Annotated in this window: 20 protein-coding genes and 1 pseudogene; 4 read left to right on the top strand and 17 right to left on the bottom strand. The window is 41.4% G+C overall.

Annotated elements, in window-relative coordinates:
- The 14 genes and pseudogenes from ACFIM6_RS08660 to ACFIM6_RS08595 all read right to left on the bottom strand — a co-directional run.
- A pseudogene (locus ACFIM6_RS08660) lies at positions 1-348 on the bottom strand (phage tail protein); the annotation flags it as partial.
- Entirely contained in the window at positions 341-1,333 is a 993-nt protein-coding gene (locus ACFIM6_RS08655; RefSeq protein ID WP_375612499.1) for a transglycosylase SLT domain-containing protein, read from the bottom strand. The gene ACFIM6_RS08655 and the pseudogene ACFIM6_RS08660, both read right to left, overlap by 8 nt.
- Positions 1,333-3,537 (bottom strand): hypothetical protein, encoded by a 2,205-nt coding sequence (locus ACFIM6_RS08650; protein ID WP_375612498.1) that lies wholly within the window; start codon positions 3,535-3,537, stop codon positions 1,333-1,335. Before ACFIM6_RS08650 ends, ACFIM6_RS08655 begins: the two co-directional genes overlap by 1 nt.
- The gene (locus ACFIM6_RS08645) at positions 3,530-5,293 is read right to left on the bottom strand and encodes a hypothetical protein (RefSeq protein WP_375612497.1); all 1,764 of its coding nucleotides are present in this window, start codon (positions 5,291-5,293) and stop codon (positions 3,530-3,532) included. Before ACFIM6_RS08645 ends, ACFIM6_RS08650 begins: the two co-directional genes overlap by 8 nt.
- Positions 5,293-6,348, bottom strand: a complete 1,056-nt coding sequence (locus ACFIM6_RS08640) for a tail fiber domain-containing protein (RefSeq protein ID WP_375612496.1) — start codon at positions 6,346-6,348, stop codon at positions 5,293-5,295. The genes ACFIM6_RS08645 and ACFIM6_RS08640 overlap by 1 nt, the downstream gene beginning before the upstream one ends.
- Before the next feature lies 1 nt (position 6,349).
- Positions 6,350-6,733: a hypothetical protein gene (locus tag ACFIM6_RS08635; RefSeq protein ID WP_375612500.1), complete on the bottom strand. Its 384-nt coding sequence runs from the start codon at positions 6,731-6,733 to the stop codon at positions 6,350-6,352.
- A gap of 41 nt (positions 6,734-6,774) precedes the next feature.
- Positions 6,775-8,232 carry a hypothetical protein gene (locus tag ACFIM6_RS08630; RefSeq protein WP_375612495.1) on the bottom strand — a complete coding sequence of 486 codons (1,458 nt, stop codon included), beginning with the start codon at positions 8,230-8,232 and terminating at the stop codon, positions 6,775-6,777.
- Positions 8,232-8,930, bottom strand: a complete 699-nt coding sequence (locus tag ACFIM6_RS08625) for a hypothetical protein (RefSeq protein ID WP_375612494.1) — start codon at positions 8,928-8,930, stop codon at positions 8,232-8,234. Before ACFIM6_RS08625 ends, ACFIM6_RS08630 begins: the two co-directional genes overlap by 1 nt.
- 72 nt (positions 8,931-9,002) lie before the next feature.
- Positions 9,003-9,452: a hypothetical protein gene (locus ACFIM6_RS08620; protein WP_375612493.1), complete on the bottom strand. Its 450-nt coding sequence runs from the start codon at positions 9,450-9,452 to the stop codon at positions 9,003-9,005.
- Positions 9,453-9,471: 19 nt separating this feature from the next.
- A complete protein-coding gene (locus ACFIM6_RS08615; protein ID WP_375612492.1) occupies positions 9,472-10,614 on the bottom strand; it encodes a N4-gp56 family major capsid protein in 1,143 nt (380 codons plus the stop codon).
- 96 nt (positions 10,615-10,710) lie between these two features.
- Positions 10,711-11,622, bottom strand: coding sequence for a hypothetical protein (locus ACFIM6_RS08610; RefSeq protein ID WP_375612491.1), 912 nt, complete (start codon positions 11,620-11,622; stop codon positions 10,711-10,713).
- A gap of 11 nt (positions 11,623-11,633) precedes the next feature.
- The gene (locus ACFIM6_RS08605) at positions 11,634-13,688 is read right to left on the bottom strand and encodes a portal protein (protein ID WP_375612490.1); all 2,055 of its coding nucleotides are present in this window, start codon (positions 13,686-13,688) and stop codon (positions 11,634-11,636) included.
- Positions 13,673-14,998 (bottom strand): PBSX family phage terminase large subunit, encoded by a 1,326-nt coding sequence (locus ACFIM6_RS08600; RefSeq protein ID WP_375612489.1) that lies wholly within the window; start codon positions 14,996-14,998, stop codon positions 13,673-13,675. The genes ACFIM6_RS08605 and ACFIM6_RS08600 overlap by 16 nt, the downstream gene beginning before the upstream one ends.
- The gene (locus ACFIM6_RS08595; RefSeq protein WP_375612488.1) at positions 14,979-15,293 is read right to left on the bottom strand and encodes a hypothetical protein; all 315 of its coding nucleotides are present in this window, start codon (positions 15,291-15,293) and stop codon (positions 14,979-14,981) included. The genes ACFIM6_RS08600 and ACFIM6_RS08595 overlap by 20 nt, the downstream gene beginning before the upstream one ends.
- 295 nt (positions 15,294-15,588) lie before the next feature.
- Here ACFIM6_RS08595 and ACFIM6_RS08590 point away from each other — a divergent pair, with 295 nt between their 5' ends.
- Complete coding sequence (locus ACFIM6_RS08590; RefSeq protein WP_375612487.1) at positions 15,589-16,047, top strand: hypothetical protein; 459 nt, start codon at positions 15,589-15,591, stop codon at positions 16,045-16,047.
- Between the two features lie 59 nt (positions 16,048-16,106).
- Positions 16,107-16,811, top strand: a complete 705-nt coding sequence (locus tag ACFIM6_RS08585; protein ID WP_273758872.1) for a hypothetical protein — start codon at positions 16,107-16,109, stop codon at positions 16,809-16,811.
- A gap of 7 nt (positions 16,812-16,818) precedes the next feature.
- On the opposite strand, the gene ACFIM6_RS08580 is transcribed toward ACFIM6_RS08585, so the two are convergent.
- Both ACFIM6_RS08580 and ssb read right to left on the bottom strand, forming a co-directional pair.
- Entirely contained in the window at positions 16,819-17,313 is a 495-nt protein-coding gene (locus ACFIM6_RS08580; RefSeq protein ID WP_375612486.1) for a hypothetical protein, read from the bottom strand.
- A gap of 53 nt (positions 17,314-17,366) precedes the next feature.
- Positions 17,367-17,810, bottom strand: coding sequence for a single-stranded DNA-binding protein (gene ssb, locus ACFIM6_RS08575; RefSeq protein WP_375612485.1), 444 nt, complete (start codon positions 17,808-17,810; stop codon positions 17,367-17,369).
- 194 nt (positions 17,811-18,004) lie between these two features.
- Here ssb and ACFIM6_RS08570 point away from each other — a divergent pair, with 194 nt between their 5' ends.
- Both ACFIM6_RS08570 and ACFIM6_RS08565 read left to right on the top strand, forming a co-directional pair.
- The gene (locus ACFIM6_RS08570) at positions 18,005-18,304 is read left to right on the top strand and encodes a BrnT family toxin (RefSeq protein ID WP_375612484.1); all 300 of its coding nucleotides are present in this window, start codon (positions 18,005-18,007) and stop codon (positions 18,302-18,304) included.
- Complete coding sequence (locus tag ACFIM6_RS08565) at positions 18,282-18,587, top strand: BrnA antitoxin family protein (RefSeq protein WP_273756873.1); 306 nt, start codon at positions 18,282-18,284, stop codon at positions 18,585-18,587. Before ACFIM6_RS08570 ends, ACFIM6_RS08565 begins: the two co-directional genes overlap by 23 nt.
- A 125-nt stretch (positions 18,588-18,712) precedes the next feature.
- On the opposite strand, the gene ACFIM6_RS08560 is transcribed toward ACFIM6_RS08565, so the two are convergent.
- Positions 18,713-19,228 carry a hypothetical protein gene (locus ACFIM6_RS08560; RefSeq protein WP_375612483.1) on the bottom strand — a complete coding sequence of 172 codons (516 nt, stop codon included), beginning with the start codon at positions 19,226-19,228 and terminating at the stop codon, positions 18,713-18,715.
- Positions 19,229-19,619 lie beyond the last annotated feature (391 nt).

The raw sequence follows: 19,619 nt of genomic DNA, 5'->3' as shown, positions 1-19,619 counted from the left end.
CGTGCTGGTGGCTTTATAGAGTGGCTTTGCTCCTATATTATTCATGTTTATTGTTGTCGTACCAATATTTATACCACGCGCCTTAAAGCGGATAATGATATCGTTTTTATATTTCGCTATCGGCGACACCGTCGTCAACGTGATTGATGTTGTTTGTTCCTTTCCATTCACAATAAACTTTGAGTCAAGAGAACCACCATTATCGGCAAGATATTCACGTATACGCTGCATCATGACCCGCGCACTATCATTAACAGAACTAGGCGGCTGCCCTTCTGCCCAATTAATGATACTATCGGAATTCGCATTTTGATCAGCTGTGAGTGACCAGTCATAAATATCAGACATGATAAGCCCCCGTTCTTCTTAATAGCTCTTCGCGCAATTGCTCTTCTTTTTGCCGCCCATAGGAACCAACAGATTGCCGCCTAGAAGGATCAATGAGAGGTGTTAAATCTGTCGGTCCCCCAGTCGATTGTGAGAAACCCGCCATGACTGGTTGCTGTAACATTTGTTGCTGTACCATCTGTGCCTGCTGTTTTTGTCGTTCTCCATTCTCTCTCATTAAATGAAGCAAACCGGAAAAGCCCTTTTTAAGAGCACCTGCATCAATACCTTGTGCTTGCAATGGTGTGGTTTCCATAATCTGTCCTGTTAAATTGTCTCTGCTTTCAGGTGCCATCATTCTGTTTGGGAATGGCGTGTCATATGCCATCAATTGGTTGCCCCCTTGATCACCTTGACCCACTTGATTACCTTGAAGTGTCTTTTGAATCCTCTCAAACCCACGCAAAGGACCCACCTCGTTTGGTGCTGCTTGTCCATTGCTTTGGTTTTGCTGTATCGTTCTCTTCAAAGCATCTCCCGTTTTATTATAAAGCCCATAAATATGATTCATAAAATCCCCTGCTGTAGCTTCCATGTTGCCACCGTTGAGTGTGACTGCCTGTCGACCTAAAAGCTGGCTCGCTGGGATATGTGGATTTTTGATAAGCTTTACTGCCCCTGCTGGTCCTTGTTGGTGTGCGAGGTAAAGCTCTGCCTCTGATGGCTCTCTGCCTAATGCTGTGACTAAATAACGCGTATTATCCTTCGTTAACCGTGCCATAGCATCGGTTGCTTGAAAGGGATCAAACTTGTCATTCAGTTGATAGTGTTTTGCTGTTGAATCGAGAAATTGATACAGCCCCCCTGCACTGCTGTTCTTATTTCTTGCATTTGGATTACCATTACTTTCTATCATAGCAACACGTTCAAGAAAGCTTTCTGGCAAACCATATTTTTGTGCTGCCTGTGAGATAGCACGCTTCACATTGGGATGAAAATTGATCATTAGTTTATAACCGTTCTATCAGCACTGCTATTCAAAAGAATGCCAAGAAAATTGAAGAATTTTGTGTGATCTTCTTTGGTTATTAAGCGTTTCTTTTCTGCTTCATGAAACTTCTTAATTAATTCAACGGCTTTTTCTCTTGCTAACCCAAAATCTTCTTTTTCCCGTGCTGTTATGAGAGCCGCAATATCTCTCTCAGTCTCTCTATGCACTCCTAAGAGTTTGCGTCCCCATTCTCTTGCTAAAGTTTTCAGGGTTGTCTTGATTAGATGAATCTTTCCTCCAATCGCAGCGTCTTCTATAGCCTTTTCTTCTACTTCACCCATATGGTTTGGCAATCGTGCAAAAAGTTTTGTTCTTTCCACTTCTGGTCGCAACACTTTCATAAGTTGCTTGGCTTTGTCCTCACCAAAACTCTGCCGTAATTTTTCTTGACCATTCTGCGTGTCAAACAAACTCAAAAGATTGTGGTCAAAATTCTGTGCATTGCCTGCCGCATCCTCTAGTTGCGACCGGATACCTTTTTGAAAAGCCTCTTTTTCCATCAACCCAAAATGTGAAAGTTGTCTGTTGATTGTATCAAGATCAACACTCTTATTCAGTGCTTTTTTTCCTTGCTCCAAAGCATTACCGATAGTACGCTCGTCATAATAAATTTTCCGTGCCTTAATATATTCTGGAGATGATGTATCCAAAACGTCCAGAATGCGTTGTTTGAAATCAGTCAAATCTCGAGCATATCCCCATTTTCCTTTGATACGTGCAGACTTAATTTGATCATCCAAAACCTCTTTCATCTTATGTAAAATTCGCATATTCAGCTTTGGATATCCATTGCTCCCTATAACTGTTGCATCCGCTTCATTTGGCATTCGCGCAATTGCTTTTTTATAGGCTTTTTGGAAGGCAGGAATTTCTTGCAACCGCGATAAATCTTTACTGACAGCATTAGAAATAGGAGAAGCTTTCGCCCTCTCATAAAATGGTTCAGCCTTTTTCTGTGCTTGTTTGATAATCTCTTGCTTTAAATCAAGCGTATCTACTTTTGGACCCATCACATCTGTCAACGCATCCTTTACCCGCAGTGCACTCGCATCTTGTCTTTCATTCAAACGATTACTTATGAGCGAATAAGTATCATGGTCTTTTTTTGCTGCCTTAAAAGCTCTTGTAGCAAGCCCATCGTGAAGATCAATAATCATTGAATCAGGACCACGCTGTTTTAATGCCCTTTCAAGCTTATCAACACCTTCATCCCCTAAAGTCTGGCTTACATCCCTAAGCGCTCTATCGCTTACCTGAAATGCTTCTTTTTCTGGCATTAGCGCTGCTTTTGCTGCCATTTCAGCTGGGCTTATAGGTCCTCTCAATGCTGCTTTAAGTGATTTTGTCACAAAAGGCGTCACTTTTGATACACCACTGGCAACAAATGGTGTTGCAACGCCTAGCCCTGCACCAAACCCAGCAGACACTAGAGTATCTGCAAGCCCTTCCCCTTCACCACTGCCTGCTATTCCACCATAAATGGCTCCAGTTTTTGCTGCACGCCCCAAGCTAAATTTTGCCGCCTCTTTACTTGCTACTGCTTTCATTGCTGCTTCACCTGCAGCTTTTGCCGCTGCCCGTTCCGCACCCTCTGCTAAAGCAGATTGCACCGCCCTTTCTCTTGCTGCTAAAGCTTTACTGGTTATTTGTGCTCCTGCAACACCAGCTCTACCTCCCAGCACAACATCAGCCCCAATTGCCGCACGAGCAGCAGCAGTAGCCCCTGCCGCGGGTGGAAAGAGGGCAGAAGCAATTACGGGTGCCGCAGCACCCGTTAAATTCCCCGCAAGAGATGCATAAAAATGATCTCGGTTCGCCGCTCTTTGATAATCACGCCATCGCTTTGTCACTTCATTATACTTTTTGACTGCCTCTTTATCTCCCATCCAATAAGCAATAGGACCCGCTTCTGATATTCCGGCTATTTCATCATCATAGCCCATAGTTAACCCATGAAGAGCTCCCCATCCAAAAGCACCCGCAACACTTGGATGTGGACCATCTTCCTCTGTTGCACCATTATTTCCTGTAACAGAACCACTTAGCCTTTCCTTATTCTTCGCGAAAAGCTCTTGAAGCTGTTCTGGTGTATAGTCACTTATATGCCCAATGACTCTTGTGTTTTTACGATTAATAAGAGGGGGGATTACTTCAGCCATTGGTTTGTTTCTCCTTAATGCGTCCATCACTATCAACGAACAACATGCCTTCCGGCAATGCTTCTATCTGTTTTTCTAGTGGATCATTTGACTGTGCATGATTTCCCTTATAAGCATCTTGCCCATAGGCGGCTCGAACGAGCTCGTTTGTTGCTTCTGCACCACCAAAAAGAATTGCGCGCGTTGCTGCATTGGATTTATTGAAAGTGTCAATAACTGTTTTTAAAGATTTCTTCATTTGCTCTGCAGAAAGATCTTGATACAGTGCTGCTACAGAGTTTTGCAATGCTTGCAATTCCATATTAGACAAATTCCCAAAGCCAGATGCGCCATTTGGTGAAAATGCTTTTGCTTTTCTCAAGGCATCAAGCCCGATACTTGCCTTCAATGAATCGAGCATATGCCCAAAATCTTTTGCCTTAGAATTAGGAAGGAACGACCCTATAGAACCCGTGAAACCAACAACATGCGGGTGTTCCTCAATAGTTTTTAGCAATTCTTTAGATGCTGAGAGTATACGATTTGACCTGTCTGCTGTTTCCAGAATTCGCATTTGCATTTGTTGGTTTTTACGCTCCTCCTCCTTCTGTTCTTGAATTAATTTATGTTCTGAACCACTGCCTGCAATTGGCACCGCACGTATGCCACCAAGTGCATTTTCATCCTTAACATACATATAACCTGATTCAGGCTTTGACAGCATGCCATCAGTATTTCCCCCTAATCCAGAAGCAGTGGAACGTTGTCCCCCTTGGACTGGGATAATTTTCCCTGTGCTTGTTGAGACTTGGAAAGTCATATCCTCAGGCAATCCTTGCTCTGCCTTTTCTTCTGATGTCAATGTTCTATAGCCTTCTTGAGGGCTTAACGTGTTGCCTATAACTTTCATGGCAAGATCTGGATATTGCATGATTGCTTGTGCGTCTTTATCATCGTATCCTTTAGAGCGTAAAAACTCAAAAATTGGTCTATTTTGAGCACGTACATTATTGCCCTGCCGCATAACAAGCGCCGCATTTGAAAAGCTTTCTTGCGGTGTTTTTCCTGATGCTAACCCCGCAAAAAAATCCATGAGATGCTCGGAAAATTCTGATTTTCTAAAACGCTCCCATAAGCTACTTGGATTTGCTCCTGTCTGAACAAAGTTATCAAGTGACTTGATATAATCTGTTTTTTGTTCAAGATCACCACTTGCTTTTAAATGCTCCTCTTCTGGTAAGTGTGCATTCAAATGTTTTTCTTCTCCTATAGGTGCATCAAAAAGCTTTTCCTCATCATTTCCAGAATCGTTTTTCAAAGAGTTTTCCGCTATAGATTTCTCATTAAGTTGAGCAATATAATCCATCACATCTTTTTGCTGTCGCCCAGCTTCATCCCCATTAGACTGATCAATGTTCGCAACGAGTGGAGATTGAGGAATCATTGATGCAACACCTCCCTGATCTGAGAAGTCATACTTTTGTTGCTCTGGCGCCTCTTGTACCTTAACAGTATCCTTTGAAACATCCGGCAATGGAGGCATTTGGCGCTTTAAATCATCTGTAGACATAATCAATTCTGCTGGCGTTTTTTTCCCAGCTTGTTCTGTCCCTGCTTGAGAACCACGAATAAGCTCTGTAGGACTCAATTTTTGTGGAGTATTATCCCCATTGCTCACATCAAAAGAGTTTGTGCTAAAAGCAGCAAGTTCCAACGCTTTACGCTTTCTATAAGCTTTTTCACGCTCTAATGCATTTAATTCTTCTCGCCAAAACATCACTGCACCCTTTCCATCTCAAAACCAAGCTTGCTATAATCCACATGCAAAAAACCTGTCGCCTTATGCAAGAAAACAGCTTCTGGCTTTGACTTCAAAACATCCTGTGCCATCACCCCGCGATAGCGCTCTGGGTGCCCCTTGTAGTTGTATTCATAGAGTTTATAGCCATTTCTCTGCCCAGCTTCTCTGATGTTTTCTTTTGCTCTGATATCACTAAGCCCAGCAAAAGTACCAAGGATAGTTCCAACATTTCCAACAATCTCCCACGGATTAGGTTTTGGCTGTGGAGTCAATGTCGTCATTTGTCCTGTTCGCGTTCCATAATTTCCAGCAACAGCCCCACCAGCTGCAAGCAACTTACTTAACTGGTCCCAATCAAGATTGTTCTGCTGCTCCCATTTTTGCCGCTCTTCATCTAATTGCCGTTGATGATTGGCATCAAGTACACTCCCTCCCGTCAACGCATTAAGATTTGCCTGACCTTGACCTTGAAAGAAGTTATTGGCGCCCGCCAACTGATTTTGGTTTGCTTGGTCAATGAGACCATTGGCATTCATCATGTTGTTGACATCTTGGTTATATTGCTGTGATAAAGCTTGTGTTGCTATGCCCCCCAATTCATCAGCCAAAACCCCAGTATGCGCCCCAGAACCATAACGCCCAGCACCTGCCAATGAACTATTAATAGAATTTGTTGCCTTATTTAATGTGTTTTGAAGCGCTTCATCAAAGTAAGGGTTATTGCCTATTTGTTGCCCTGAAGCCATGTTCTTTAAGTTTTGGCTTGTTGCATTTTGCCCTGTCGCTATTCCATTTAAAGTGTTGTTATCATAGTTATGCGTATTATTGCTAAGCCCATTAATCGCATTCTTTGTTTGATCACTTAAACCCGCAACACGCTGCCCGTCATAAACGGCTTTTCCGCTGCCTTGGTTATAAAAAGTCATGGCATCCTTAGCGGCATGTTCAAAAATACCTTTTGCCCATGCAGGGGGTTCATTTGTTTGCGTCGTGTTTTGGGTATTCTGGATTGGTTTAGAACTTTTTCCCATGTTAAAGCTGCTTTCTATATTCTAAAAGATTAACGAGATATCCATGCGTTTTAAGAGATTTTTCCCACCCTCGCCTGCCTATGATGACAAGCTCTTTTGCCCCTTTTTTCTTGTAATAGGCCTCAATCTGAGTGATAAGCTTTGTTAAGGGTGCTCCTCCCTTTCCACCAAGCGTGACAACAACCGCCCTTAATGCTCCAGTGACGAGTTCTTGTAACTGTGTTGTGACATGCGCCATAAAGTTTTCATGCGCATCAACGATAATCCAAAGAACTTTTTCTCCCTTCAAAATATCGTTTAAAATGGTCTCTGTATTATAATCATCAGGGAATTTTTGATTAAAATAAGCTATCGATTTTATGACATTGTCAAAATAGGGCGCCATTTGTTCAGCGCTCCATTTTTCTGTATTATAGATCTTAAAACTCATCTTATGCCCGCGGGTTTGAGCGTTACATCAAAGCCTGTTATATGTGTCCATGGCGTGCCTTCTGGTATTCTCAGACGCAAAGCGTGATAACGCGCCCGTGAGCGGATATTATACATCCCAATATTATAGCCGGCATAACGCTCTTTAGCCCAATTTAATTGGTTCTTGTTATCAATGATAAAAGCCGCCCCAACACTTAAAAAACCTTTTGTTGTATCCGCTTGAACAAAAGCCTCACTCATCAGGTTGATTTGCCTGCCCGTATCCCCCACAATTTGTGAAGCAATAACTGCTTCCATTGGAGGACCCGCAAAAAAACCAAATGTGTTGTCTGGCGTAAAGGCTCCCAAAACAGGCGCACCATTTTGCCACATCTTACTATCAAGAGAAGCTGGTAAATCTTTCAAGCTCTCTTGTACTTCGTCTAAGCCTTCTAATGTATAACCGGCTGCAAAAAGGGGAAATAAGAGAAGGTTTTGCCCATTAATGACACTCCATATTTGCAAAAGCCAATCATAAACATAAATATGCATCCCTTCAGTGTTATCATTGATAGAAAAATAAACACGAGAATAGACCGGATCAATACATGCTCTCATCTCATCAATGGCAAAATTATTGTAAAGTGTGAAGATGGTTTTATCGACTTTACCAAAGCCTATAGGGAGCATTTCACCAGCACTGTTGATTTGATAAAAACCATCATCAGAGACAAAGAAAGTACAGTCTCCACGGCTTGCAATTGCTGTGCTGCTTTTCGCCCCTATTTTGTCTTTTATTTTTGCAAAACTGAATATAATTTTAGAGCCTGGTACAAAGGTTGCATGATAAATGGCGGAGCGCATGAAAATAAGTGGATTTGTTGATTCCGTAGACCCTTGAACATATTCTCCATCGGGAAAATCTTGATAATCGCAACTTTTCTCCCCAACCGTCCAATGTGTCGCATCATTCAAACCGGACCACTGAACACGGTTTGGCTTATCTGTTAATTGCATCAGGCAAACAAAATCACCCCACACACGCACAAGTCCAGCACGCGGGGGATTACCACTCAAATCACAAAACCTTTCATCCGTTTTTAACGAAAGCATTTGTGGTGGGTCATTGCTATTAACAGCAATGATATGATCACCAAAGGAGGCAAAAGACCAAAGTGCAGTCTCATTGGCGTGATATTGTGTGTGAGGTTTGCTAATGTCTTTCCAGCCGCGCGTGCTGTTGTCATATTCATAAAGTTTTGTTGGTGCCCCCACAATGATGCGCACACCACCCAATGAGCGCACCGCATAGACCCCCAAAATCACATCCGGAAAAGGATCTGAGACCGGCGCCACAATGGGAAACGGAATATACGAATTTGGTGCAGGTAAAACGTTCACGATCTCACTAGAATAACCACTATTAATAAATGCAACATCTGGTCTATACTCAGCAATAGGAATAAAGGTCATCAGAAATCCGTGTGTTGAATTTTTAACAAATTCTTGCGCCGTGATGTTTCAATTTGAAGCGCATCGAGTTGCTCTTGAAACATGGCAAAAGCTGCCGCTGCCATCTGTGGTTCTTTAATAATATTGGTATAAATTTCATATTTTGCACGCGTTTTGATCAGTTCATAGGCTTCTAAAAACCATATGGACGCTTCTTGTGCACTCTCAATATCTTTTATTCTTACAGGGTCAAGAATAAGCCTGATAGAATAAACGCGCTCTGGTGTTGGATACAAGACAAGCTTTTGTTCAAAATAAGCATAGCGTGTAGGCATGCCATGGCTACAATCATCCTCAAGATTCTCAATAACAAGAGGATCTACCTGCAAAAGCTTTGCTTTGCTGTGATTATCTTCATAAACGTAAGCATCAACAATGCGAACAGCAGCCGGAATAACTGGATTTTCCTCTGCGCCATAACGGCTTTTGCCCTTTAGAGTGGTAAAAACAACTTCGCGGCTTTCATTGAAATAAAAAGGCAATCGTTCACAAAAGCGAATAGCCGAAAATATCGCCCTTTGCACTTGATCAACATACTCATCTGTTTGATCATCTATTTCATCCTGAATATCGTTTAACATCTGGATAAAATTTTTATCCCAAGGAGCAATGGTCTGTTTGTCTCCAATCGGACCACCTGTCTGTACTATTATTGTCATATCAGCCTCTTCCAAATGTATTGGGGCATCTTGTATAGGAGGGGGACGCAAGCAATAAACGCCCCCTTGCCTTTAACGATTAGTGTAAAACTCAACAATCACCTCAGCATCACCTTTGGTGCTTTTCTTGTCTCGTGTCATGTAAATCGTACTTTCAGCTTCTAATGGAACATCTCGTTCCTCCATAGGGAGGTACAGATTGCCATCGGTAGATTGCCGAAGCCCTACATCTCCATAATCATTACCATGAGGCTCTTTTCCAAATGTAGCTGTTACATCTTCAAAATCCTCCATGGTATAAGCTGTAATACTTTTTATAAAAGCCCCTCGGGGTAGAACGCCAATTTTTGTTATCAACCCTTGATCTGTACATTTAATACGCGCCCGTAAAAAACTAACCTGCTGCGTAGAGTTGTTGCGTCCTTGCAAAACAGGTGGCAATCCCTCATCTATTATGCCAACGGTTTCAACAGTCTCAACGGTCTCAACAGGTTCCTGTGTAATTAGCGATTTTTCTGCCATAATTGTCATCCTTTAATAATTAGCTTGCTTCGGCAAAAGAAGGGATAACAATCGTACCAAAGTCTTGTCCCCCTTGATCAGAATGCGGCAAGGTATAGCGTGACTTTTTCATGCCGATAATGGTTTTAGCTGCAACCCCAAATTCACGTTGATAATCAAACAGTTCTTCAACAAGTTTATAGCGTGTTCCCCCTTTCCCATCGCCTCCTGTTGCTCCATTGCCAACGCGCCCATAAGCCATGATAACACTTTGCGCACCAAGCAACACAGCACGACGAACAGAGGGAACAGGCTCTTGTGTCTTTGAATTGATACCATTGGGGACATGTTCAGCTTCACGTAAGATAACTCCATTATACATCCCCAGAGAGCCATCAAAAATTGGGTTCTTAGCTCCAGAGCCATCATAAGCTGCCTTGGTAATGTCTAACCATTGCCCGCTCTTTGTATTGGTACGCAATTGAGTTACCTGTGTTGGGTGGAGATACATCACATATGCCGATTTTCCATCAACACGAACCGGACGCAAACGTGGATTAGCAAGTTTTGCGCGTTCAACAGCCTGATCTATAAGATCTAATGTAAAAACATCGTCTTTTGTAAGTTCTTCATCAGTCTTTTTCTTATTGGCACGAATAATACGCAATTTGCTTGGCTCTAATGGAGCATTAAAACCATAGTGTACGGGTTTAAGGGTTATGGTGCGTCCCTCGAAGTGAATCCATGGTGCTGTATAACCTGCTGCCTGAATGAAGAACATCAAACTTAAGCGATCTGCATACCAATCAACAAGCCCATCTTTTGCTTCTGTTCGTAAATTAAATAAAACACGTTGTTGATCAATGGTGCCTTCATATTTTACGCGTACAGCATGAGAAAGCTCGTTAATACGCACCGTTTCATTCATAAATTGGAGTGCTTCTTCATTGCCTTCCAGCGTTTGTCCCTCGCTAACGCCATCCCCCATAAGTTGGACTCTTAATCCGCTCGTCACAGAGTCACCAGCGGATTTTCCTAGCATATCCAATACTTGAATAATGCTGTTTTTTCCTTTTCCCATCAGCGGTGCAATGGGCAACGCTTTTGAAGTTTCTGTGTTTAGCATCTTAGCCCAAACGCCAACGGCTAATGGGTCATTAAGATTTACCTGTGTTACTGCCATTTCAATCAATGCCTTTCTTGGTTTTAAAACTCGCCTTGCGGCACCCCCAAACGATAACAATCACTTGGTTCTCTCTGTTGCGTCACCACGCACATCTCACGCTCTGCTCATAATTTGTTCAAATTTTTCGGGATTTTTCTCAACCCATACAGCAAATTCGGCTTCTGGCATGGAAAAGAGCGTTCTCACATCCATACCGCCTGTTGGAACTTGTCCGCCGCGCGCTGTAAGCGTCCGCGCTGCTTGAGAACGCTCTTGAAGAGCTCCTACTTCGTCCTTAACGGGCGCGCCACTATAGCCAAAAGCTTTTGCTTTTTGCACCAGCACCTCAATTGGATTTATACCGGCTTTCTGACACTGCTGGCATATTTGGCGCAATTCAGCACCAATTTGTTGTTGCCGTGCCTCTGGGTCTTTCCATTGTGGATAAAGGCTTGCTTGCGCTTGTAAGACACTGTCTGCTCTTTCATAGAGATAGTCCGTGATACTGTCTAAATCTGGATATTTATCTTGTACTTGCGCTTTGGCTTCCTCGAAATAATCCCCCAACTTTTGGCGTTCATATTCCTCTTGACTCATGCGCTCTTGGCTCTCTCTCATATGAGAAAACTCATCAAGCAATTTCTGTTGTTCTTGTACCTTATGACTAAGCCATGCAAAATGTGCTTTTGGGTCGTCTTCTAGGGAGGGAATATTTTCCTCACGGCGGCGCGTGATTTCTTCCTGCATTGCGGCATATTTTTGCGCAAGTTCAATAGCCAATTCACGCGCTTCAATGGCGCTTTGTTCTGCCTTTTGTCGTGCTTGCCGCTCTTGCTCTAGTTTATCAGATTCTATTACATCAGAATTTGGCTGCTCTTGAAGTGGTTCTACAGCTGGCTGTTCAGAACTTTCCTCTGCATCAAAAACTTCCTCAACTTGTTCTGGCTCGACCAACTCAACAGCATTATCACTGGCAAAATGTTCATCATAGATTGCTTGTTCTTCTGGCGTAAACTCTTCTTCCATATTCTGTCCCCTCAATGTGCTATTATATTTTTTGTCAAAACTCGATAGTGTTCCAACTGTGTCTGTAAAGCTTTGCGTTCTAAATCACGCTGCGCTATCTCATTTTTTGCCTGTTGAAGTTCGAGCTGCATGCGCGCTTGTTCTTGTTTCAAGAAAAGTTCGATATTTTTCTGCTGCAATGCCGCTTGTTTCTGCTGTGCATCAAGTTGATAGAGTGTGCTCTTTGCTTGCGCTTCTTGCTGTAAAACAGCAATCTTTGCTTGTTGCTCTGGAGTTAATTGCGCCCCTTGGCTTTGTTGCATCATCTGCTGTTGCTGTTGTTCTTGTTGTGCCTGCTGTGCTTTCGCCGTTAAATTTGCTACCAATGTTGCCGGTAGTGGGGAAAGCTTTAAAAGATCTGGAATCATCTCCGGTGTTAAGAACCCACCAAGCAACGGCAACATCTGCGTAATTGCCGCAAAAGTTTTCTCTTTTTCATTGGGGCTTGTCGGTGAATCATCAACAATAATGTCATACTCAAGCGTCGTAACAGCTTCACGCGTCAACGGCACATATTGGGCATTCTCTTGTCCAGAAATACGTACCAGACGCCCATCAGAGAGATAATTCTGGATAAGATAAAGGATAATCTTTCCCTGCCTACACCGATAAAGCTTGAGATTATCAAACAGCCCCGCAAGCAAATTAAGCGTTGATTGCCGGCGTGTATTTTCCAGCACATTGGCTTGGTTGACCTCCCGTGTTCCAATAAACTCGGCCGATAACCCTGTTACATGCGTTATCGCTTCACGCGATTCATTAAACAGCTGGAAAAATCCATTGGGAAATTGTGCACTTGGCTTTGGTTGAATTTTCCCTCCTGTAAGCGCACCATTTTTAACCCAAGTAATCGTATCCGTTCGCGCCCAGCTTTCCATGGCTTGGCGATCATCATCGAAAGCGCCTCGTTCTGCCATCAAGCCGCCCTTAGACTGGCTATTAAGGATATACATCACTTGGCTAAAATATTTATTCGACCATTTTTGTGGATCTTTTGCGGGGCGAACAATCCCGTAAAACTGGTTTTTAAGCTTATCCAGCGTGCCCGTGATACACTCCCACCCAAGTTGCCCATCAGGTGCTAATGGCTTATCGGGCTTTGCTAAAAGACGTCGTCCCAGAAAAGCGCGTCTCACCACTTTTTTATTAAAACACACCCCTTGTAATTGTGGCATTACCCTTTGAAGCTGTTCAAACTCCTGTTTGCTATAGTTGCGCATCTGGCCGGTTTGAAGATCAGGCGCCTTGTAAGTGGTCTCATATTCAAACCAACGGCATTCAACCAGCGTAACATAGCGTTTCCCAGAATACGGATCTGAGAGAGAAGTCGCATTGGAGTCATCTTGATACGCATCAAGCGACACATGAGAATCCTCAGAAGCGGTTGTACTATCGATAGCCCAATCGGCGTTAAGATCTTCAACAGCAACATCAGGAAAAAGACTTTTAGCATCCTCAACGGATTTGCGATCAACATACCACATACGCTGTGCGTCAATGAGATTTGGTCTTACAGCATTGGCATCCCAAACCATTTTTAAGGGATCTAAACGTTGAACAGCAGGTATCCCTTCGGGATCTGTATCATAATCAAGCCGCGTATCTGTCCAGCCCATACCGCAAATAACCATATCCTGAAAAGCATCGGAATCGGCATATTCCGCCTCTGCCTCATCACGAAACCATTCTGCTGCTCCAGTAAGCAATTCATTGGGTATTGCCGCTCCCATTTGCCGTGGTTGAAACTGTACTTCGCGCTTATTATTACGCTCCGCCCCAACAATAGCATTCACAAGGGGTGCAATGCGGTTAAAAGTCATGACAGGACGGCGTTGCTCTTTTAAAACCGCAAGATCTTCCTCTGCCCATTGACGACCATTATAAAAATCAAAATCTTCACGCGCCTGTTCACGCCATTCATTAACATGTTCAATATCTTCTGCGTACCAAGACTTTAAACGCTTATAGAGTTCATATTCATCGAGGATTGTCGTTTTTTGAAAGTCTTGATCTAGAATGCCATCCATGATGCCGCTTCTCTTTCCATAGTGCAATAACGCTCTTGCTTGGGTTTGACACTGGGTGCTTCATAGACAATGCACATTAAACCAAAGGCATCCGCCCCATGGCTCGACCAATCATGCTCTGCACCCAAACCAATGCCGCGCTTCTCATCCCATTTCTCATGATACCAATTCAGTGCTTTGCGCCCTGCTACCGTCATCTCTTCATTAAACCAAACAGACGGCAAAATACGCCGCACCGCCTCTATACGCATCTTAACCGCCCCTGCCCCTTGATTAGGGATCACTTGCGTTTCAAAACCCGCATCATTTAAAGCACTCTCAAAACTCACATTGTGCACACGGTCTCTGGTCGCACCATCATGGGGCAAAACCATCAATGCCTTCTCATAACCATTGTGACGCAACCAACCGATATGTTCCGATAAAGGCTGCCCCTGTGCTTCGTAATAATTAAGCACTCTGATTTCTCGCCCCACAAACTGTGCTATCCATATCGCCGTGGCATCTGCCTTGGCGCCTGTCCCCCCAATGTCCCAAAAAGCACGTATTTGCATTAAAGGGTCACGAGCAACACGCCCTATCCGCCCCTCTTGCTCGGCTGCCAACATTTCCTTTTGATAATAAGCACCTTGAACCGCTTTCAGATAATCCCCTTCCCAGATATGCTTATAGGTCTCTGGACGGTTTCTCAGATCATCCAATCGTGCTTCATTCAAGATCTTGGGAAACTTCGGATTGTCTGACCAGTTGATCTCAACACGCTTAATTGCCTCATTGTCTGAAAAGCGAAACCGCTTCTCAACGGGGGCATTCTCTCGTAATGGATTCCATGTCACCCATAACTCTGCCCGCCATCCTTCTCCTTCTTCTCGCAAAGTCGGTATAAGCGTTTGCCAAGCTGTCTCTGTAACGGGCTCTGCCTCATCAACCCAACAAAGCAAAATACGCCCCATGGATTTGATACTGGCAATATTCCGGTCAAGACCAGAAAACTGAAAGGCTATACGACCATCAATTGACTTAATCGACGACTCCCCAACCTTGTAATAGTCCTTTAAAAAGTCATGCGCTTCAATGGCGCGTTTAATCTCCTCTAATGAACTTTCTGCTAGCGAGTTTTGAAACTGCCGTGCACAAAGTATAGTGCCTGATATCCCTTCCCTACCAAATTGATAGCCTTTTAAAGCAGCCATCAAGGCAAATGATCTTGTCTTTCCAGACCCTCTTCCACCCCAAGCCGCACGCACCAAAGCCTTACCTGTAAAAATCGGTATAAGCTTTGGAACAATATTAATCTGTCGTGTCGTCATTGACCAAAGGCGCGATTTCTACACGCGTTATCATCTTAATGGCTCCCCCATCTTCCCCTGTCACTTGAAGAGGCAAAATCTTCCCCAACAATGCCAAATAAGCAGCGGGGCATTTGATTGCCTGTTTTTCTAGATAAGAGACCAAACCATCATCACCATATTTCTTACCAGCGCGCTCTGCTGCCTTAAGCACTGCTTCTTTCAAAATACGTGTCGTTTTATTTGGCACACCTTTTACCCGCCCTTGACCTGCCTTTGGGGGCGTTCTTTTTGCAAGTTTTTCAGTGGTTTTCATGTGTGTTTCTTTTTGTAAACAAGACAATAAAAAACCCCGCAAAAGCAGGGCTCTGAACAATCATATAAACTTATAAGAAAGGTTATACCTTTACCGTAATTCTAGACACAATTCGACTAGTACAGCAACGCCATAAAACACTATTTTTCATATCCTGTCAATAAAAAATCACGATATTGTGTGTTTTTTATTTTTTCACCTAAATCTAGTGTCTTTAACAACCAACCACTCACAATTGTATCTTCTAAACGAATCAATTATATGACTAGAAACTAATAAAAAGCGGGGGAGAACAATGCGTGATATTGTCATAGTAATAGTGGGTATACTCATCCTATGGGCTATAGTCTCTGACATGCGGGAAGAAGCAGAGAATGGTCGGAATACAGAATTTCAAGGTACTCTTTTATTAGCCATAGTACTTGGGGTGCTTTGGTATCTTGAATTTTCAAGAAACTCTTTATTAGTAGTAGCAATTTTGTTGTTTGCTTGGAGAAATTACCTAGGAATAATAGCAAATTTTGAACATGATCGCTTAGTCGAATACTCTCAGATGGCGTTTGATTATGAGAATGAAAAAATTAATAAAGCGATTATACAACGAAACGAAGCAGTTAAGGAAAACAGTAGGATGGTCGATAGACACTACAAAGCGATTAAGGAACAAGAGAAAATAATTGAGGAATTATACGAAAAGCTTTGGCAACAACAGAAACAGATAATGATAATGGAAAAACAGAATGAATCTGGTTGAGAAAAAAATCAATTAAAAATTCAATACTATGATTAATGATTAATAAAAAGGGGGAGAAAATGTGGTTTATTATAGGAATTGTAATCCTTATCTTAATAATCCCAATATTAATTGATATTATTATATTAGTAATTTACGGCATTGGATTATTTCTAGGGGGCATACTTGAAACTCTAAAAGAGTTCCTAAATTTAGTAGGAAAAATACTATTAACAATAATACTGCCAACGTTAGAAACTATCGATTATGCTTTTACAAAGGATAAAAGCAAATGGAACGAAATAATTGAGAAACGAGAAAGATTTAGAGAACATAAAGCGATTAAGAAAAAAAACGGAGAAAAAACGATAAATTATTACTTTCGTTTTGCTAAACGCAGCTTATTTTTATTCTTACGCCTTATGGCACTCTCCTATTTCACAGCAGTGGTTACCTTTATAATTATGTTTTCTACAGGGTACATCATTGCTACGTTTTTCCCCCGCTCTTTTGCCCCTTATTTGTTAGGGACAATTATTTTAATGCTTACTCTTCCCCTTACAGTCTGTATGGCACCAATCCAATATAGAATACAAGCGCTACCTGTTTCATTTTTACTACAAACAATGCTTCTCTGGATTCAGTTTCGCGAAAACCTCTCTATGGGTATTGTATTCTATATCGCATTCTTTGAGCTATTCGTATATATATTATTTAGCTTTTCTCACGCAGTATTTATAGCCGAAATATCAGAAGAGCAATCAACTGCCTTTGAAACATTATAACAAACATTTACCATTTAGTTTTTCTGTCAAAATATTTATGAAGCGCGTTAAGAGCGACCCGCAATGAATTCACAAGATGTGGTAATGTTTTGTCTTCGATAACAATATATTGTATTGCTGCATAAAGATTATACTGTCTATAGAGATGTTGTGTTTCTTTTATCACCTCTTGCATATTAGAAAACTGTTCTGTTGCAAATTCAACCCATTTTTCTCTTGCTTTGTCATCAGAAGATGATGGTATTTCGTCATAAACAGCGCTTGGTAAACCTTTTGCACACAAATAGTCATTTTTCACTTCAAGATATTTTTGCGCAGCATCATACTGGTCTTGAGTAAGCACACCTTGCAAACAAAGCCGCCCAACATAAGTACCAGCAAGCGGATTTTTAGCCTCTTCAATCGTCAAACCAAAGCGTTTAGCACGCATTTCAATTGCCAATTGATTAACAGGATCTTGACGTACTTTCACTTGTGAAATGTAAGCATCTTTCTTCTTCATACATCCCCTAATCTGTGGGAGCCCACATGTTTCTCTTTGTTATATTTTATCAATCAAAATGGTATGCTGTCATTAAGAGATGCACTATGATCAGCGGCACCTGAAGCGATAGCATAATTTTGAGAAGTAATAGATGAAGGGGCAGATTGATCTTTCTTTACATCAAGCAAATACAACTCGCCTTTGAATTGTGGTAAAATAATCTCTGTTGTGTAACGGTCATGCCCATTTTTATCTTGCCATTTGCGTGTCTGTAATTTTCCTTCTACGTAAACTTTTGAACCTTTGTTGAGATACTGAAGTGCAATTTTTGCCAAATGTGGATTAAAAATCACAACTGAATGCCATTCAGTTTTCTCTACTTTTTGATGAGTATTTTTATCTGTATAGCTCTCAGAAGTTGCCATACGAAAATTGACTACTTCTGCTCCAGAATTCATTGTTTTGCTTTCGGGATCAGCACCTAAACGCCCGATTAATGTCACTTTATTTAGCATGTTTTTTCTTACCTTAAACTTGTACTTTAATACATAGAAAATCTTAGCATGATTTGCTTATTTTTTCAATTATTTCAAAATGATATTTATGTTTTTTAACATATAAAATTATATTTAATATGCAAAAAAACATAAATAGTTCAGTGTTCATTTAAAACTCTTGAAATACATACATAAATGTATTAACATAAGATATGAAAATAAGATTTGAATGGGATGAAGCTAAAGCGAAAAGTAATCTTAGAAAGCACCGTGTCAGTTTTGAAATTGCTGCTCGTGTTTTTGCAGACCCGTTCGCCATGGTTAAACAAGACCGTATTGAAAACGGAGAATATCGTTGGCAAACTTTGGGTCTTGTGGATGGTTTTTTACTGCTGCTCGTGGCGCATACTGTCCATGATGATAAAGATGGTATAGAAGTAATCCGTATTATTTCAGCGCGGCGTGCTAACTCGAAAGAAAGGAAACGTTATGAAGAAGAAAGTTCTTTATGAAATTGATGTAGGTAACTTATCACCTTTGACAGATAAACAGAGAGTTGAAGTTGATAAGCTGGCTGCAATGCCGGACAGTGCAATTGATCATAGTGATATTCCGTCACTCAATGATGCATTTTGGAAAAACGCCGTTCGCAATCCATTCTATAAACCAACCAAAACTGTCACAACAGTACGTGTGGATTCAGACGTTCTAGCGTGGCTTAAAAGTCAAGGGAAAGGATATCAAACACGGATTAACGCAATTTTACGTGACGCCATGCTTCGTTCAATGCGTTGATCTCTTTCCTGCTACAAAGAGTATCAAACTGCTTTCGATAGTTTTTTATCTCCTTGTTGATCTCATCTATGAACGTTGAGAAGAGACAACGTAATCTGAACAGTTTTATAAAATCGGAAATTTTACTATAGCTTTTTAACTGAGCACTGTAGTGTGTAAATAGATATATTTATTAAACTGCGTGTACGTAACATAAGGAAAAATACACAAACTAAAAAAGAATACCAAAGAGCAATATCTGAGTACCAAAGTACAGTATCCAATGGAAAAGAAAGCTTGTACTCCACGTACTTAGAAATGAAAGGTAAAGAAACAGTTTCTTTATAACTATTTGGAAAAATTAAAACGACAAGCGCTAAACTTATTAGCTTTAAAAGTCTGTGCATATACTGTTGTAAATCACGTGTTAATGTCTTCCAACCTGTTGTATTGCCGCGTTTGTATTTTGGATTGTTCTGCAACTCAAAAGGAATATGAGAATTGCATAAAATTGCAAAAACCACTGTGACTATTACCAAAGAAACAGATGCGAATGTCAAAATACTTTGAATAAAGTAGGGATTTTTTTTAATTCCTAAAAAACATAAAGATATAAAAGTTATAATGCCAAACAAGGCTCTTAGCTGCTTATCTGTAAACATATTTATTTCCTACGGTATCTTTTTATCGATTTAAACACATGCCTAATCGTAAAATCATCAGCACTTTTCACTAGTTTGCTGCGGACCAAAGCGTTTCATTATCCCACCAATGCCATTTAAAGTTTCTTCAAGCTCTTGCTTGTGAACAAGCGTTCAAGGCATTGATTTATAATCATAATCTAGCGTTATTCATATTGAATGAGAACCCTGAATAACGTAAGATTCTCTCATCTTAAATCTGTGTATCTTGAATCAATTCATATCACTTGCTTGCACACCACAAGCGGGGCTGACGTGTGGGTAAAAACTATAGCAGAAAGGAGTAAAAATGGTTCTTATGAATCGTCTTAATGCAAGATCTGTCGCAACATTGGGAACTGGCAAATATAAT

The sequence above is a fragment of the Bartonella sp. AA9NXGY genome (genome assembly GCF_042196845.1).
Taxonomy (GTDB): Bacteria; Pseudomonadota; Alphaproteobacteria; order Rhizobiales; family Rhizobiaceae; genus Bartonella.
Note: the sequence above shows the minus strand (reverse complement) of the source record. Positions and strands in the feature narration are given on the sequence as shown.